Source organism: Microbacterium sp. SORGH_AS_0862, from assembly GCF_030818795.1.
In the GTDB taxonomy this organism is placed as follows: Bacteria; Actinomycetota; Actinomycetes; order Actinomycetales; family Microbacteriaceae; genus Microbacterium.
In genome coordinates this window covers 1,294,432-1,308,818 of record NZ_JAUTAY010000001.1, presented here as the reverse complement: position 1 = coordinate 1,308,818, position 14,387 = coordinate 1,294,432, and the positions used below count along the sequence as shown (strand labels likewise).

Genomic DNA, 14,387 nt, shown 5'->3' with positions numbered 1-14,387 from the left:
CCTCGTCGTCGGGGATGCGTGGTGCGAGGGGCCCGGTTACACCGGACCCCTCGAGTCTCAGGGGCGGGGGCGCTGCAGCTCTTCCGGCAGGGCGGGGAAGCGTTCGCCGACCGACTGCAGGTTGTCGCCGACCAGGTGGGCGAACTCTGACTCGAGCGCCGCCGCGCTCCAGCCGCCCTCGCGGTACGCGGTGACCACGGGCTCCGGGTGCGACCAGAGCTGGATGCGGTCGCCGCCGACGCCGATCGCCTGGCCGGAGACGTTCGCCGCCGCATCCGAGGCGAGGAAGGCGATGAGGCCGGCCACGTCGTCGGAGGTTCCGAAGCCGAGGTCGTGACGGTAGAACGCGGGCATCGGGTCGCCCGCCTCCTCCGCCTCGACCGCCGCGGCGAAGTACGGCAAGGTCGCCGTCATGGCGGTGGCGGCCACCGGGATCACGGCGTTGGCGGTGATGCCGGCCTTCTTGAGCTCGAGCGCCCAGGTGCGCACCATGCCGACGATGCCGGCCTTGGCGGCGGCGTAGTTGGTCTGGCCGAAGTTGCCGCGCTGGCCGGTCGGCGAGCCGATGCAGATGATGCGGCCGGCGATCTCGTTCTCGCGCATGTAGGTGGCGGCCTCGCGGACGCAGGTGAACGTGCCGCGCAGGTGCACGTCGATGACGGTGTCGAAGGCCTCGTCGCTCATCTTCCAGAGCACCGTGTCGCGAAGGACGCCGGCGTTGGTGACGAGGATGTCGAGGCGGCCGTAGGTGTCGACGGCCGTGCGGACGAGCTCCTTCGCCGTCTCCGACGAGCCCACGGGGGCGACCACCGCGACAGCCTGGCCCCCCTCGCGCTCGATCGAGGACACCGCCTCGGCGGCGGTGGCCGCATCCACGTCGTTGACGACGACGCGCGCACCCTGGCGGGCGAGCTCCTGGGCGTAGGCGAGGCCGAGGCCGCGGCCGGATCCGGTGACGATGGCGACTTTGCCGTCGAGGGACATGGGGGACTCCTTCGTTCGTGCTCTCATTGAAACGGGACTAGTTGAAATTGTCAATTATTGTTTGCCGCACCTTTTGTTAGGATCTGTCCATGGCGAAGAGCGACGCAGCTGCAGCGCAGCCGGATGCGCGCGCCCGGCTCACCGACGACGTCAGCTTCCTGCTCGCCCGCGCCAACGCCCTGTCGCTCGCCGCGGGGAACGCGGCGCTGGCGGCTCTGGGCCTGAAGGTTCGCTCGTACTCGGTGCTGGCCCTCGCCTGCGACACGGCGGCCGGTCCCTCGCAGCGGGAGCTCGCCGAGTTCCTGCGCCTCGACCCCAGCCAGGTCGTCGCCCTGGTCGATGACCTGCAGCGCCGTGGTCTCATCGAACGACGGCCCGACCCCGCCGACCGTCGGGCCAACGTCGTGGTCGCGACCGCCGACGGTCTGGCCCTCCACGAGCGCGCACTGGCCGCCGCCGAGGCCGCCGAACGCGACCTGCACGCAAACCTGTCGGCCGCCGAGCGCGTGCAGCTCGCCGATCTCCTGCGCCGCATCGCCTTCCCCTGAGCGCGGTGCGTGCTGCGTAACGCAGCCGGCCGCATCTGTTCGGCAGGAGATCTCCGCCCGACAGGACGTCTCGCCGCGGATCATCCTGCGGAAGGGATATCTCCTGAGTTGCGGATGCGGTCAGTCCCGTGCGAGCACGCGATTCGGCACCCATCCTTCGCGGCCCGCGGCGTCCGGGCACCACGACCAGCCGCTCTCTACGTCGTCGGTCACGAGCTCCACGACGTCACCCGCGCGTGCGGCGAGCTCGGTGGTGTCGTTGCCGGTGCGCACGATGCCCGCGGCGCCGTCGATGTCGACGTGCCGTGCCGGCACCCACCCGCATCCGTTCACGGCGGTGACGAACACGAACGCGGGCCACTCGGTGTCGCGGTCGCCCACGGTCACCGGGTCGCCGGGCCGCACTGTCAGCGGTGCGCGGTCGGGGACCTCGTGGTCGGCAGTCAGCTGTGCACGCATGTCCTCAGCGTCGCAGGCGCTGCCGACATCCGCTCAGCGGCCGTCGAGCACGTACCGGTCGCGTCCGACCGAGACGCCGACCACGCACTGTCCGATGAGCACGGCGATGTAGAGCAGCAGCGGCGCGGTCCAGCCGCCGTCGAGCGCGTGGAGGGCGCCGAAGGAGATGGGGCCGGCGGCGGCGAGCAGGTACCCCACCGACTGCGACATGCCGGAGAGCGCGGAGGATGCGGCGGCGTCCCTCGCGCGCTGCGCCATCAGGGTCAGCGACATGCTCAGGGATGCCCCGGCCGACAGACCCGAGATGAGGGCCCACGCGGTCAGCAGTTGCGGCGCGAGGATCATGCCGATCGCGGCGGCGATCGCGAGCAGGGGGAGTGCGGCCGGGACGGCTCGGCGCAGGCGCCCCTGCAGGGCGAAGGCGACGGCGAACGATCCGACGACGCCGAGGATCTGGTACAGCGCGACGTCGACGCCGGCGGCGACGGGAGATTTGCCGGTCGACGCGGCGAGCGGGGCCATCCACGTCACGAGCATGTAGAACGACGCGGACTGCGCGCCCATGTAGGCCGCGATCTGCCACGCTAGGCGGTCGCGCCAGATCCCCGTGCTCCGCGAGGCGCTCGGTGAGGACGGCGCCGACGCGGTCCGCGGCGCGCGGCCGTGCTGCGCCCAGGCCCACAGGGCGATCGTGAGAGGGAGGAGTGCGGCGGTCGCGGCCAGCGCCACGCGCCACCCCGCATCCGGATTGTCCACGGCGTGGGAGATGGGCACCACGACGGCCGAGGCGATGGCCCCCACACCGCCGAGCAGCGCCGTGTACATGCCCATCATGACCGGCACGCGCCCCGGGAAGTCGCGCTTGATCACGGCGGGCATGATCACGTTGGCGACGGCGAGGGATGCGCCGATCAGTCCGGTTCCGAGCCACAGGTTCACCTCCGTGCCCGGAAGCGAGCGCCAGGCCGTGCCCGCCCCGAGCGCGATCAGGGCGCACAGCAGCACGCGCGACATCCCGAAACGGCGTGACACGCCGTGGGTCAACGGCGAGACGATCGCCCAGGCGATGAGGGGGACCGCGGCGAGCGAGCCGAGGGCTGCCGTCGTCGTGCCGAGATCGTCCGCGATCTCCTCCAGCAGCGGTCCGACACCCGTGATCGTCGCGCGCATGTTGGCGGCCACCAGTGCCACGGCGATGAGCAGCAGCAACGCCCGTCCGCGTCGGCTTCGGCGCTCGCCGGGGGGCTGGTTGCTCACGAGCACCGGACTCTACCCTGCCCGCCGCCCCTGTCCGCTGCCCGTTTCGCGCGGCGGATGTGCGCGCCGTGGTGCGACGTCTGCACGATGCGTGGTGCGGGTGGTGCCCGGTGGGGCCTGTGGGGTGGCGCGGCGACGGGCGGTCGTGCAGATGTCGCGGTGCCCGCTGGGGCCCCCGCGCGGGTCAGCCGAGGCCGGTGGCTGCGTGCGGCGGATGTGCGCGCCGTGGTGCGACGTCTGCACGATGCGTGGTGCGGGTGGTGCCCGGTGGGGCCCGTGAGGTGGCGCAACGCGGGTTGGTCGTGCAGATGTCGCGGTGCCTGCGCGCGGCAGCGGGCACCTGTCGCCCGCGGAGCCGCCCCGGGTGCCGCCCCCGCGGGCGTGCGTCCCCGCGCGGGTCAGCCGAGGCCGGTCTCGAAGGGCCAGCCGGTATACGCCTCGGCGAGATAGGTGCGGCCCGCATCCGAGTCGATGATCGACCGGAGCTCCCCGAGCTGCCGCCGCCGGTCGAAGTCGGATGCGTCGGGGGGTGCTGTGGAGCATGCTGGTCATCCACCACGAGAAGTGCTGGGCCTTCCAGATCCGCCGCGACGCCGTCTCGGCGAAGGCGTCGATCGGTCGTTCGTCACCGGAGAGCAGGAGCGCGCGCAGCGCGATGTCGAGCAGCACCACGTCGGCGACGGCGAGGTTCATGCCCTTCGCGCCCGTCGGCGGGACCGTGTGCGCCGCGTCACCGATGAGGGCGACGCGGCCGCGGCGCAGTTCGCCGGCCACGAAGCTGCGGAAGCGCAGGACATCCCGCTGGAAGATGGGTCCCTCGTTGAGCGTCGTGCCGGGGACGCGGGCCTGCAGCTCGTCCCAGATCTGCGCCTCGCTCAGTGCGTCCGGGTCCGCCTCGGGGTCGCACTGGAAGTACATGCGCTGTACCGTGCTGCTGCGCTGGCTGATGAGGGCGAAGCCCGCGTCCGAGTTGCTGTAGATGAGCTCCTCGGAGCTCGGCGGCGCTTCGCACAGGATGCCGAACCACGCGAACGGGTACTCGCGGAACGACCCGGCTGCCGAGCCGCCGAGCGTCTGGCGCACGACCGAGCGCGAGCCGTCCGCGCCCACGACGAACTCGGCCTCGATCTCGACCCGCTGCCCGTCGGCATCCTCGCCGATGACGCGCGGCCGATCGGATGCGGCGTCCGCCACCGCGTCGACGCGCACGCCGAAGCGCAGGTCCTGGCCGGCGGCGAGGCGTGTCGCGACGAGATCCTTGAGCACTTCGTGCTGCGGGTAGAGCCAGACGCTGCGGCCCGTCAGGGAGGGGAAGTCGATGCGGTGACCCTCCCCGGTGAAGCGCAGCTCGATGCCGTCATGCCGGTTGCCGTCGGCGAGCACGCGAGTCGATGCGCCGCTCGCGACGAGCAGGTCGACGGTCCCCTGTTCGAGGATGCCGGCGCGGATGGTCGTCTCGATCTGCTCGCGCGTGCGGGAGTCGACGATGACCGACTCGATGCCGGCGTCGGCGAGCAGGTGCGAGAGCAGGAGTCCGGCGGGACCGGCGCCGACGATGGCGACACGGGTGCGGATAACGGTCATGGCGTCTCCTTCGACGACGGGCCTGTTGATGCTGCGCACCAGTGTGCCCCGTGCCACCGCATCCATCGCACATCCTCCCGTTGATTGGGACTTTCTCCGCGGCGGTTGTGCGTGCCCGAGTTGCGTCGCATGTGCGCAGTTGCCACACCTTTGCGCAGTTGCGGCAGGAGTGAACTATGGCGGATGCGGAGAACTGTGGCGGATGCGGGGATGCCGTGGGGCGGGCCCGCGGATGCGAGTGCGACGGTGGTGCCAGACCGGCGATGCGGCTGCCGGCGCGGCTGCGCGTTCAGGCCCGCGCGCCGCGCAGTCCCGCCTCGATCTCGGCGGCGGCCTTTCGCAACGGCGGGAGCGCCCGCTCCGCCTCGGCGGCGCGCGGCAGCACGACCGACAGCGCCGCGATCACCTCGCCCTCGTCCCGCAGCGGCACGGCGACGCCCGTCGACACCGATTCGATCGAACCCGGCGCGATCACGTACCCGTCGCGCCGGATGCGGGTGAGGATGCGACGCAGCTCGGCCGCATCCGTCACGGTCTCGCGGGCCATGCGCCGCAGCGGTGCGTCGAGCACCCGCTCGCGGAGGGCGGCGGGGGCGTACGCGAGCAGTACGAGCCCGGCGGACGACGCGTGCAGAGGGAGACGGCCGGCGATGCGGGTGATGTTCGCGCCCGCATCCGGATGCGAGAGGCGCTCGACGAACAGTGCCTCATCGGCCTCGAGCACGGCCAGTTGCGTGTGCTCGCGGAGGACGTCCTGCACAGCCGACATCGCCGGAAGCGCCGCTTGCCGCAGCCGCAGCGCGGCCGAACCGCGCAGCGCGAGCTCCCACAGGTGCATGCCGATGCGGATGCGGCGGTCCTCGTCGCGCTCGAGCAGTCCTTCGGCGACGAGGTCGTCGACGATGCGGTGCGCGGTGGATGCGGGAAGCTGCGCGCGCCGGCCGATCTCCGTCGCGGTCTGCACCGTGCGGTCGGCGGTGAACGTCTCGAGCACGCGCACGATGCGTGCCGTCATCGAGTCCCCGCTCGGCGAGTTGGCCATGTCGCCACCATCTCACGCATCCCGTCGCACGCATGTCCCACTTTCTGCAGGTGCTGCCGCCGGGGAGGTCCCACTTTCTGCAGGTCCCCGCTATGCATGTCCCACTTTCTGCAGGTTTGGGGATGAATTCTTGCGGCAAGTGGGACATGTACTGCGGCAAGTGGGACATCAGCAGACAGCAGGCAGCGGGCAGCAGGCAGCGGCAGCAGTGCAGAGCCGCCAGCAGGGCAGCAGGTCAGCAGGCAGCGGCAGCAGGCGGCAGCAGGCAGGAGGTGCCAGACGCCAGGCCACAAGCTCGCGCGACACCCGCGGCTAGGGTGAGGGCATGGCGGATGGGGTGCTGCGTCGGGCGATGGCGCTCATGCGGGCATTCGACGAAGACGCCCCCGAGCTCACCGCCGCCGAGCTCGCCGAACGCGCGGGTCTGCCCCTTTCCACGGTGCATCGCCTCCTCGTCCAGCTCATCGGCGAGGGTCTCGTCGAACGCACCTCGGCGCACACGTACGCCGTCGGAGCGCGGATGTGGGAACTCGGCGAACTCTCGCCGCTGGCACTGCGGCTGCGCGAGCAGTCGCTGCCCCACCTCGTGCGCCTGTACGAGGCGACGGGGGAGAACGTCCACCTCGCGGTGCTCGACGCCCCGACCCCGCCGGAGGCGGTCGTGCTGTTCGCGGGCCGGATCACCGGGCGCGCCTCGGTGCCGACGCTCGGGCGTGCGGGCGGGCGCCACCCGCTGCACACGACGGGGGTGGGCCGTGCGCTGCTCGCCACGTGCGACGAAGCATGGCTCGACACGTACCTCGCAGCACCCCTCGTTCCCGAGACGCGTCACTCGATCACCGACCCCGACGCGCTCCGCGCCGACATCGTGCTCACCCGGCGCCGCGGCTACGCCGTCACCCGCGAGGAGATGACGCTCGGCAACATCTCGGTCGCCGCCGCTCTCGGCACGATCTCCGGACTGCCGGCCACTGCGCTCGGCGTCGTGACGCACCTCGACGGCGCCGACGAGAGACGACTCGCACCGCTCGTCGTGCAGGCGGCGAAGGATCTGACGAAGGCTCTCCGAGGCTCCGATTCTCACTGAATGAGAATCGGGACGACCGGATGCGGCCCGCCGGTGCAACCCTGGACACCCCACCCATGTGACGTCGAAGGAGACGGTTCCATGTCCACCCCTCCGCCCCAGGCTGCGGCACCCGAGTCGCTGTTGGCCTCGGCCGACATGCCCACGCAGTCGAAGATCAACCAGGAGATCGCGGACGCGCACGCGGACGCCGCCCGCCGCGTGGCCGCCGGCGAGGACGTGCCCACTACGCTCTACGACTTCCCGCCGTATCGCTCGAGCCTGCTGCGTCACCCCACCAAGAACCCGCGGCTCGTCGACCCCGAGACCATCGAGTTGTTCTCGCCCGCCTATGGTCAGCGAGACGTCGCGCAGATCGAGTCCGACCTGACGCTCCAGCACCGCGGCGAGCCGCAGGGCGAGCGCATCACGGTCACGGGGCGCCTGCTCGACAGCTGGGGACGCCCTCTGGCCAACCAGCTCGTCGAGATCTGGCAGGCCAACGCGGCCGGTCGCTACATCCACCAGCGCGACCAGCATCCGGCTCCGTTGGATCCGAACTTCACCGGCGCCGGGCGCACGATCACGGGCGACGACGGCGGCTTCACGTTCACCACCATCAAGCCCGGTCCGTACCCGTGGAAGAACCACATCAACGCCTGGCGCCCCGCCCACATCCACTTCTCGCTCTTCGGCGGCGGCTTCACGCAGCGCCTGATCACGCAGATGTACTTCCCCGGCGACCCGCTGTTCGCGCTCGACCCGATCTACAACACGATCCGCGATCAGCGCGATCGCGACCGGCTCATCGCCGCCTACGACCACGACCTCACGGTGCCCGAGTTCTCGATGGGCTACCGCTGGGACATCGTGGTCGACGGTCCTGACGCCACCTGGTTCGAGCCCGAGGGAGAGCACTGAGATGTCCGAAGCCACGCGCCTTCCCGCCACCTCCGGCCAGACGGTCGGGCCCTTCTTCGCGTTCGGGCTCGAGTACCCCAAGATGCACGAGGTCGTCTTCCCGCACTCCAGCGGCGCGATCGTGCTGTCGGGCACGATCTACGACGGAGCCGGGGCTCCGATTCCCGACGCCGTGATCGAGATCTGGGGAGCCGACACCGACGGCACGATCTCCCGCGCGCGCGGGGCTCGTCGCCGCGACGACCACACCTTCACCGGCTTCGGCCGCAGCTTCACGACGGATGAGGGTGCGTACGACTTCTGGACGCGCAACCCCGGTCCGATCGACGGCAAGGCGCCGTTCTTCGCGGCCGTCGTCTTCGCCCGCGGGCTCCCGAACAAGCTGCACACCCGCATCTACCTGCCAGACGACGAGGAACTCCTCGCGGCGGATCCGCTGCTCGCCTCGCTCGAGCCCCACGAGCGCGCTACGCTCATCGCGACGCGCACGCCCGAGGGTGATCTCACCCACGACATCCACCTGCAGGGCGAGAAGGAGACCGTTTTCCTTGCCTTCTGACGAACCCGGGGCGCCCTTCACGGATGTGGGGCTGCTCTCCCCGGTGACGGTGTCGCACGACGCCCTCGTGGCCGACGATTCCGTGGCTGCCGCCCTTGTGACCGCCGAGATCGCGCTGGTGCGGGCCTGGGCGGTCGTCGGTGTCGCTCCGGATGCGGTCTCCGCTGCCGCATCCGAGGAGTTCGGCTGGTCCGGGGGCGGTGCGCTCGTCGACGCCGATTGGCTCGACACCGCACGGCTGGCGAGTGCGGCCGTCGCGGGCGGCAATCCCGTCATCCCGCTCATCGCCCGGCTCGACGATCGCGCGTCGATCCAGGTGCGTCCCTGGCTGCACCGCGGCGCCACGAGCCAGGACATCCTGGACTCGGCGCTGATGCTGGTCTCCCGGCGCGCCGGGCTGCACCTGCTGGGCGTGCTCCGGCAGGTCGAGGCGCAGCTCTCCGGGTTCGCCGTCGTCCACCGCGACACGGTCGCCGCCGCCCGTACGCTGACGCAGCAAGCCGTGCCGACCACCGTCGGCGCCCGCGCCGCGGGGTGGCTGCGCGGTGTCACCCGCGCGCGCGTCCGACTCGGCGAAGCCGTCGGGCAGCTTCCCGCACAGCTGGGCGGCGCGGGCGGCACCCTCGCCTCCTTCGTCGAGATCGGCGGGCCGGATGCGGCATCCGCTCTCCCGTCCGCGTACGCCGCGGAGCTCGCGCTCGCCGCTCCCGACGCGCCGTGGCACGTCTCGCGCTGGCCCGTCACCGAGCTCGGCGATGCGCTCGTGCAGGCGATCGACGCTCTCGGCAAACTCGCGACCGATGTCGCGACCGGCTCGCGCACCGAGATCGCCGAACTCGCGGAGGGCGTCGGTGGCGGTTCGAGTGCGATGCCCCAGAAACGCAACCCCACCGGCGCCGTGCTCGTACGCTCGGCGGCGCTGCGCGCACCGCAGCTGGGAGCCACGCTGCACCTCGCGGCCGCGCTCGCCGGGGACGAACGCCCCGACGGTGCATGGCACGCGGAGTGGCCGACGCTGCGGGAGCTGCTTCGTCTCGCGCTCGGCGCTGCCGAGACGACACGCGCGCTCGTGACCGGACTGCAGATGGACGAGGGCGCTGTGGCCCGTGCGCTCGCCGCGACCGACGGCCTGTTGGTGTCGGAACGGCTGTCCATCGTGCTCGCGCCCGTGATCGGATCCGACGAGGTGCGCCGCATCGTCGGTGCCGCCACCTCGGGCGGCGACCTCCGCGCGCTCGTGCGCGAGGCGCTCGAGGCGGCGCTGGATCGGGTGCCCGGCGCACCGCATCCCGCCGACGACGTCGACGCCCTGCTGGACCCCGCCGCCTACACGGGACTGGCAGGCGCACTCGTCGACCGGGCCGTCGCCGACGCGCCGGCGGATGCCGCCCGAGAGAGCCTCGAAGCGCCGACGGAGGAGTCTGCATGACGCAACCCGCGATCGCCCTGACCGAGCCGACCGGTCCCGCCGAGGCCCCGCTGGTCGTGCTCGGCCCGTCGCTGGGCACATCCACGATCCTGTGGGAGGACGTCGTCCCTCTGCTCGTGGACGACTACCGCGTGGTGAGCTGGGATCTCCCCGGCCACGGAGCTGCGCCCGCCCCGACCGCGCCGTTCACCGTCGCGGAGATCGCCGACGCCGTCGCCGACGCGGTCCGCTCGATCGGCGGCGACCGCATCCTCTACGCCGGAGTGTCGCTCGGCGGCGCGACCGGACTCGAACTGCTCCTGCGTCACCCCGGCCTCGTGCGCGGCGCGGCGATCGTCGCCTCCGGCGCTCAGCTGGGAGATGCGGCGAGCTGGCGGGAACGGGCGGCCCAGGTTCGTGCGCAGTCCACCTCGTCGGTGATCATCGGCTCGGCGCAGCGCTGGTTCGCCCCGGGCTCGATCGAGCGTCGCCCGGAGCTGAGCGGCCGGCTGCTGCACGCGCTGCAGGATGCGGACGACGAGGGCTACGCCACGTGCTGCGAAGCGCTCGCCGCGTACGACGTGCGCCCGCGGCTGGGTGAGATCGCGGCTCCCGTCCTCGCGGTCTTCGGCCGGGACGACCGGGTGGCGCCCGAGGCGAAGAGCGTCGAGATCGCCGAGGGCGTCCGCAGCGGGCGCGTCGCGGTGATCGAGTCCGCCGCGCACCTGCCTCCGGCCGAGGAGCCGGAGCAGACCGCGGCGGTGCTTCGCGAGTTCTTCCGCGAGGTCGCGCGATGAGCCGGCCGAGCGGAGAAGGGCGCAGCGACGAGCAGCGCTATGACGACGGGATGCGGGTGCGCCGCCAGGTGCTCGGCGACGCCCACGTCGATCGCGCGGTCGCCGGCACGGCCCCGGAGACCGCGGACTTCCAGGACCTCATCACGCGCTACGCCTGGGGCGACATCTGGTCGCGGCCGGGGCTGGCCAAGCGCGACCGTTCGATCGCGGTGCTGACCGCGCTCATCGCCCTCGGCCACCACGAGGAGTTCGCGATGCACGTGCGCGCCGCGCAGCGCAACGGACTGACCCGTGACGAGATCGTCGAGGTCGTGCTGCAGTCGGCGATCTACTGCGGCGTTCCTGCGGCCAACACCGCGTTCCGCATCGTGAAGGACGTCTTCGCCGAGGAGTGATCAGTCGGCGGTACCGGGCTGTCCCTGCCGCTGCAGGTCTGCGCGGTACCGTCGCGGCGAGGCGCCGTAGCGTCGGGTGAAGGCGCTCGAGAAGGTGGCCGGGTCGGGGAACCCCCAGCGGGCGGCGATCGTGCCGATGCTCTCGCGGGCGTGGGCAGGGTCGACGAGTTCGTCGCGGATGCGTTCCAGTCGGCGCTCGCGTACGAGGCCCGACACCGTCACGCCGTTGGCGGCGAACACCCGCCGCACCGCGCGGGGTGACAGGTCGTGTGCCCGGGCGATGCGCGAGGCGTCGAGTTCCGCCTCCTGCAGGTGCTCTTCGATCCACAGCACGAGCGAGTGGAACAGCGAGAGCACGGCCGCGGTGCCGGGCGCGCGGCCGTCGGCGAGCACCGCGTGCACGGCGGCCACGAGTGCGTCCGCGACATGACCGGCGGCAGCGTCCGACGGACGTGAATCCGGGGACGCCAGAGTCGACATCACCGCGCGCAGCAGGGGTGTGGTGCCGAGCGAGGAGAGGTCGGCGGCGAGCAGTGTCGTGAGTTCGCCGTGGCGGAGCGCGAGGACGGAGGTCGGGATGCGCACGAGCAGGTACTCGTGCGCGCCCGGAGCGCTGATGCGGTAGCCGTGGGCGCCCGTGTAGAGCACGACGTCGCCGGGCCCCAGCTCGACCGTCCGCTCGCCCTGCGAGACGCTCATCGATCCCGAGACGAGGTAGCCCGCCACGACCCCCTGCCGCTGGCGCGAGGTCTCCCACGGTTCGACTTCGACGGCGCCGCCCGCGACGAGGGCTACTTCCAACGCTCCGAGCGCGAAGCTGGACCGCACCGACGGCGGCTCGCCCGTCATCCCGGAGACGACGATGACGTCGTCGTTGTCCTGCGCGTCCTTCTCGGCGGATGCGGGATTCAGCCACCCGTAGACGAGGTCAGGCCCTTGCGGGTCCTTCGACTCCTCGCGCGGCACCATGATGTGCCCATTCTGCCGGTTGCGCGGGCGCTCAGCCGGTCACCCAGCCGGGGTGGGCGAGAGCTCGCGGAACTCGTTGATGAGCAGCGCCGTGTGGAACCCGTCTGCGACGGCATGGTGGATCTGAACCGCCAGAGGCAGGAGCAGGCGCCCTTCCCGCTCGGCGTAGCGGCCGATGGGATGCGGGGCGTCCGTGCGCCGATTGTCTCAGGTGACAGACCTGTGCTCCGGTGTCAGAGGTTGTCCACATGACGCATAAGTTGCCTGAGCAGAACCAATGTGCAGCAAATGAGCCGAATATGAGTCAGAATGATGTGCGCGCATGCACATCGGTGCAGAACGGCATCGCCGTCCGTTCTCGATGTCGTCGCATCCCTACACTCCGAGGCAGGCCGGACCCGAATGAGCCCGCCCCTCTCTTCGCACACAACAAGGAAGTTGGTTCTCATGTCCTCTCCCCGATCCCTCGTGAGACTGTGGTCGCTGTTCGCGATCGCCGTCGCTCTCGTGCTGGCCGGCGGCGCGACGGCCGCACTCGTGCAGACATCCGCGGGTTCCGTCCAGGTGCGCGACGTCACCTTCACCGGCACGGCCGGCACGAGCGTGTCCGGGCTGCTGTACGTGCCCGCCTCTGCCACTCCCGAGACGCCGGCGCCCGCGGTGCTCGCCGTGCACGGCTACGTCAACTCCCGTGAGATGCAGACGGCGAACGCGGTCGAGTTGAGCCGCCGCGGCTACGTCGTGCTCGCCCTCGACCAGGCAGGCCACGGTCGCTCCGACGCCCCCGCGTTCGGCAACGGCTTCAACGGTCCCGCGGGGCTCGCCTACCTCCGCGGCCTCGACATCGTCGATCCCGACAACATCGGTCTCGAGGGGCACTCGCTCGGCGGATCGACCGTGATGAACGCGGCGGCCGCCTTCCCCGAGGGATATGCATCCATGGTCCTGCTGGATTCGGCCACCGGCTTCTTCGGCCCCGAGGGCACGCCCGACTTCCCGCGCAACACCCTCGTCGTCTTCGCCGAGTGGGAGGAGTTCTCCGGAACCATGTGGGCCTCGCCCAACACGCGGGATCTGACCTCGAGCCCGAAGCTCATGACGATGTTCGGGACCGACGAGCCGGTCGTTCCCGGTCAGCTGTACGGCTCGATCGACGACGGCACCGCTCGGGAACTTCTGCGCCCCGCCAACAACCACCCGGGTGTGACGCACGATCCCGCCGTGACGCAGGAGATCGTGGCATGGTTCGACAAGACCCTCGAGGGCGGTCACGACGCGGCCGGTCAGACCTGGTGGATCAAAGAGCTCGGCACTCTCGTCGCGATGATCGGCGGTGTGCTCGTGATCTTCGCCACGGGCGGACTGCTGCTCGCGACCGGTTTCTTCTCGGCGATCCGTCGGCCCGTGCCGGCGGCCGCGGGAAGCCGGTGGGGCTGGCCGTGGATCGTCTCGGCGATCCTCACCACCGGCATCCCTGCGTTCACCTTCTTCTGGTTCAACACGTGGGGTGTGGCCTGGATCCCGGCGGGCCCCGTGTTCGGGCAGTCCTACTCGACCGGCATCGTCGTGTGGGCGCTGCTGAACGGGATCATCGGGCTGGCGATCTACGCCGTCACCGCCTGGGTGCAGCGTCGTCGCAACCCGCTCGCATCCGTGCGCACGGCCGAGGCCGAGGGTGCGCCGGCGCTTCGGCGCGGCGCGCTGATCGGCCGGGCCGCGGTGCTCTCACTGCTCAGCGTGGGCGCGGCCTACCTGCTCGTGGTGATCTCCGACTGGCTGTTCAAGAGCGACTTCCGCTTCTACGTCCTGCAGCTGCAGCCGCTGACCGCGACGCGCTTCGCGCTGTTCGTGCTGTACCTGCTGCCGTTCACGGCGTTCTTCCTGATGCTCACCTTCACGCTCCACCGGACGCTGCGGTGGACCGGGCGCGCCTCCTCGATGCGCTCGGAGATGATCGCCTCCGCGATCGTGCTGCCCGCAGGCTTCGTCGTGCTGGAGATCATCAACTACGTCCCGCTGTTCGTCAGCGGTGAGCTCGCGCTGCCGGGCGAGTCGCTGCTCACGATCATCGGGTACCCGTTCATCGTCGTGCTGGCGGTCGTCGGCGCTCTGTCGACGTACTTCTTCCACAAGACCGGCACCATCTACGTCGGAGCCTTCGTGTCGGCGCTGCTGGTCACGTGGAACGTCGTCGGCGGCACGGCCGTCCAGGGCGACGTGCAGGAGTGGGGCGGGCTGGCGATGACGGTGCGGGTCGTCCTCCCGCTGCTGCTGGCCCTCGTTCTCGTCGTGGTCGCCGTGCGCCTGCGCCGGCGCTCCGCCGGCAAGAGCGAGATCGACGCCTGATCCGAACGGCGTCGACGCGGGCGGTGGGGGGAGTGCGATCCCCCACCGCCCG

At 71.3% G+C, this 14,387-nt stretch carries 14 protein-coding genes and 1 pseudogene; 8 read left to right on the top strand and 7 right to left on the bottom strand.

Annotated features, from left to right (window positions below):
* Positions 1 to 57 precede the first annotated feature (57 nt).
* On the bottom strand, positions 58 to 984 hold the full coding sequence (locus QE377_RS06060) for an SDR family NAD(P)-dependent oxidoreductase (protein ID WP_307320643.1): 927 nt from the start codon (positions 982 to 984) through the stop codon (positions 58 to 60).
* 89 nt (positions 985 to 1,073) lie between these two features.
* On the opposite strand from QE377_RS06060, the gene QE377_RS06055 reads away from it, so the two are divergent.
* Complete coding sequence (locus QE377_RS06055; protein ID WP_307320639.1) at positions 1,074 to 1,532, top strand: MarR family winged helix-turn-helix transcriptional regulator; 459 nt, start codon at positions 1,074 to 1,076, stop codon at positions 1,530 to 1,532.
* A gap of 120 nt (positions 1,533 to 1,652) precedes the next feature.
* Here the strand turns inward: QE377_RS06055 and QE377_RS06050 are convergent, their stop codons facing one another.
* From QE377_RS06050 to QE377_RS06035, 4 genes and pseudogenes are all read right to left on the bottom strand, one after another.
* A complete protein-coding gene (locus tag QE377_RS06050) occupies positions 1,653 to 1,991 on the bottom strand; it encodes an SH3 domain-containing protein (protein ID WP_307320634.1) in 339 nt (112 codons plus the stop codon).
* Between the two features lie 33 nt (positions 1,992 to 2,024).
* Complete coding sequence (locus tag QE377_RS06045) at positions 2,025 to 3,248, bottom strand: MFS transporter (protein ID WP_307320631.1); 1,224 nt, start codon at positions 3,246 to 3,248, stop codon at positions 2,025 to 2,027.
* 398 nt (positions 3,249 to 3,646) lie between these two features.
* A pseudogene (locus QE377_RS06040) lies at positions 3,647 to 4,832 on the bottom strand (4-hydroxybenzoate 3-monooxygenase).
* Between the two features lie 289 nt (positions 4,833 to 5,121).
* The gene (locus tag QE377_RS06035; protein ID WP_307320628.1) at positions 5,122 to 5,874 is read right to left on the bottom strand and encodes an IclR family transcriptional regulator; all 753 of its coding nucleotides are present in this window, start codon (positions 5,872 to 5,874) and stop codon (positions 5,122 to 5,124) included.
* Between the two features lie 325 nt (positions 5,875 to 6,199).
* Between QE377_RS06035 and QE377_RS06030 the strand changes: the two genes are divergently transcribed.
* The 6 genes from QE377_RS06030 (at position 6,200) to pcaC (ending at position 11,020) form a co-directional block, all read left to right on the top strand.
* A complete protein-coding gene (locus QE377_RS06030; RefSeq protein ID WP_307320625.1) occupies positions 6,200 to 6,961 on the top strand; it encodes an IclR family transcriptional regulator in 762 nt (253 codons plus the stop codon).
* Positions 6,962 to 7,042: 81 nt separating this feature from the next.
* Positions 7,043 to 7,861, top strand: a complete 819-nt coding sequence (gene pcaH / locus QE377_RS06025; protein ID WP_307320623.1) for a protocatechuate 3,4-dioxygenase subunit beta — start codon at positions 7,043 to 7,045, stop codon at positions 7,859 to 7,861.
* A 1-nt stretch (position 7,862) separates the two neighbouring features.
* On the top strand, positions 7,863 to 8,420 hold the full coding sequence (gene pcaG, locus QE377_RS06020) for a protocatechuate 3,4-dioxygenase subunit alpha (RefSeq protein WP_307320620.1): 558 nt from the start codon (positions 7,863 to 7,865) through the stop codon (positions 8,418 to 8,420).
* Positions 8,410 to 9,849: a lyase family protein gene (locus QE377_RS06015; RefSeq protein WP_307320617.1), complete on the top strand. Its 1,440-nt coding sequence runs from the start codon at positions 8,410 to 8,412 to the stop codon at positions 9,847 to 9,849. Before pcaG ends, QE377_RS06015 begins: the two co-directional genes overlap by 11 nt.
* Positions 9,846 to 10,625, top strand: coding sequence for an alpha/beta fold hydrolase (locus QE377_RS06010; RefSeq protein WP_307320614.1), 780 nt, complete (start codon positions 9,846 to 9,848; stop codon positions 10,623 to 10,625). Before QE377_RS06015 ends, QE377_RS06010 begins: the two co-directional genes overlap by 4 nt.
* A complete protein-coding gene (pcaC, locus tag QE377_RS06005; RefSeq protein WP_307320611.1) occupies positions 10,622 to 11,020 on the top strand; it encodes a 4-carboxymuconolactone decarboxylase in 399 nt (132 codons plus the stop codon). Before QE377_RS06010 ends, pcaC begins: the two co-directional genes overlap by 4 nt.
* Here pcaC and QE377_RS06000 read toward each other — a convergent pair whose 3' ends face one another.
* Together QE377_RS06000 and QE377_RS05995 are read right to left on the bottom strand one after the other, a co-directional pair.
* Positions 11,021 to 11,989, bottom strand: coding sequence for a helix-turn-helix domain-containing protein (locus tag QE377_RS06000; protein ID WP_307320608.1), 969 nt, complete (start codon positions 11,987 to 11,989; stop codon positions 11,021 to 11,023).
* A gap of 39 nt (positions 11,990 to 12,028) precedes the next feature.
* Positions 12,029 to 12,166 (bottom strand): CatA-like O-acetyltransferase, encoded by a 138-nt coding sequence (locus tag QE377_RS05995; protein WP_307325883.1) that lies wholly within the window; start codon positions 12,164 to 12,166, stop codon positions 12,029 to 12,031.
* A gap of 270 nt (positions 12,167 to 12,436) precedes the next feature.
* On the opposite strand from QE377_RS05995, the gene QE377_RS05990 reads away from it, so the two are divergent.
* A complete protein-coding gene (locus QE377_RS05990) occupies positions 12,437 to 14,335 on the top strand; it encodes a S9 family peptidase (RefSeq protein WP_307320606.1) in 1,899 nt (632 codons plus the stop codon).
* Positions 14,336 to 14,387 lie beyond the last annotated feature (52 nt).

Excerpts from the sequence above, each read along its gene's own strand:
- QE377_RS06010 (WP_307320614.1), top strand. The coding sequence starts at position 9,846 with ATGACGCAACCCGCGATCGCCCTGACCGAGCCGACCGGTCCCGCCGAG.
- QE377_RS06060 (WP_307320643.1), bottom strand. The coding sequence starts at position 984 with ATGTCCCTCGACGGCAAAGTCGCCATCGTCACCGGATCCGGCCGCGGC.
- QE377_RS06000 (WP_307320608.1), bottom strand. The coding sequence starts at position 11,989 with ATGGTGCCGCGCGAGGAGTCGAAGGACCCGCAAGGGCCTGACCTCGTC.
- pcaG (WP_307320620.1), top strand. The coding sequence starts at position 7,863 with ATGTCCGAAGCCACGCGCCTTCCCGCCACCTCCGGCCAGACGGTCGGG.
- QE377_RS06035 (WP_307320628.1), bottom strand. The coding sequence starts at position 5,874 with ATGGCCAACTCGCCGAGCGGGGACTCGATGACGGCACGCATCGTGCGC.
- QE377_RS05990 (WP_307320606.1), top strand. The coding sequence starts at position 12,437 with ATGTCCTCTCCCCGATCCCTCGTGAGACTGTGGTCGCTGTTCGCGATC.
- QE377_RS06050 (WP_307320634.1), bottom strand. The coding sequence starts at position 1,991 with ATGCGTGCACAGCTGACTGCCGACCACGAGGTCCCCGACCGCGCACCG.
- QE377_RS06055 (WP_307320639.1), top strand. The coding sequence starts at position 1,074 with ATGGCGAAGAGCGACGCAGCTGCAGCGCAGCCGGATGCGCGCGCCCGG.
- pcaC (WP_307320611.1), top strand. The coding sequence starts at position 10,622 with ATGAGCCGGCCGAGCGGAGAAGGGCGCAGCGACGAGCAGCGCTATGAC.
- QE377_RS06030 (WP_307320625.1), top strand. The coding sequence starts at position 6,200 with ATGGCGGATGGGGTGCTGCGTCGGGCGATGGCGCTCATGCGGGCATTC.
- pcaH (WP_307320623.1), top strand. The coding sequence starts at position 7,043 with ATGTCCACCCCTCCGCCCCAGGCTGCGGCACCCGAGTCGCTGTTGGCC.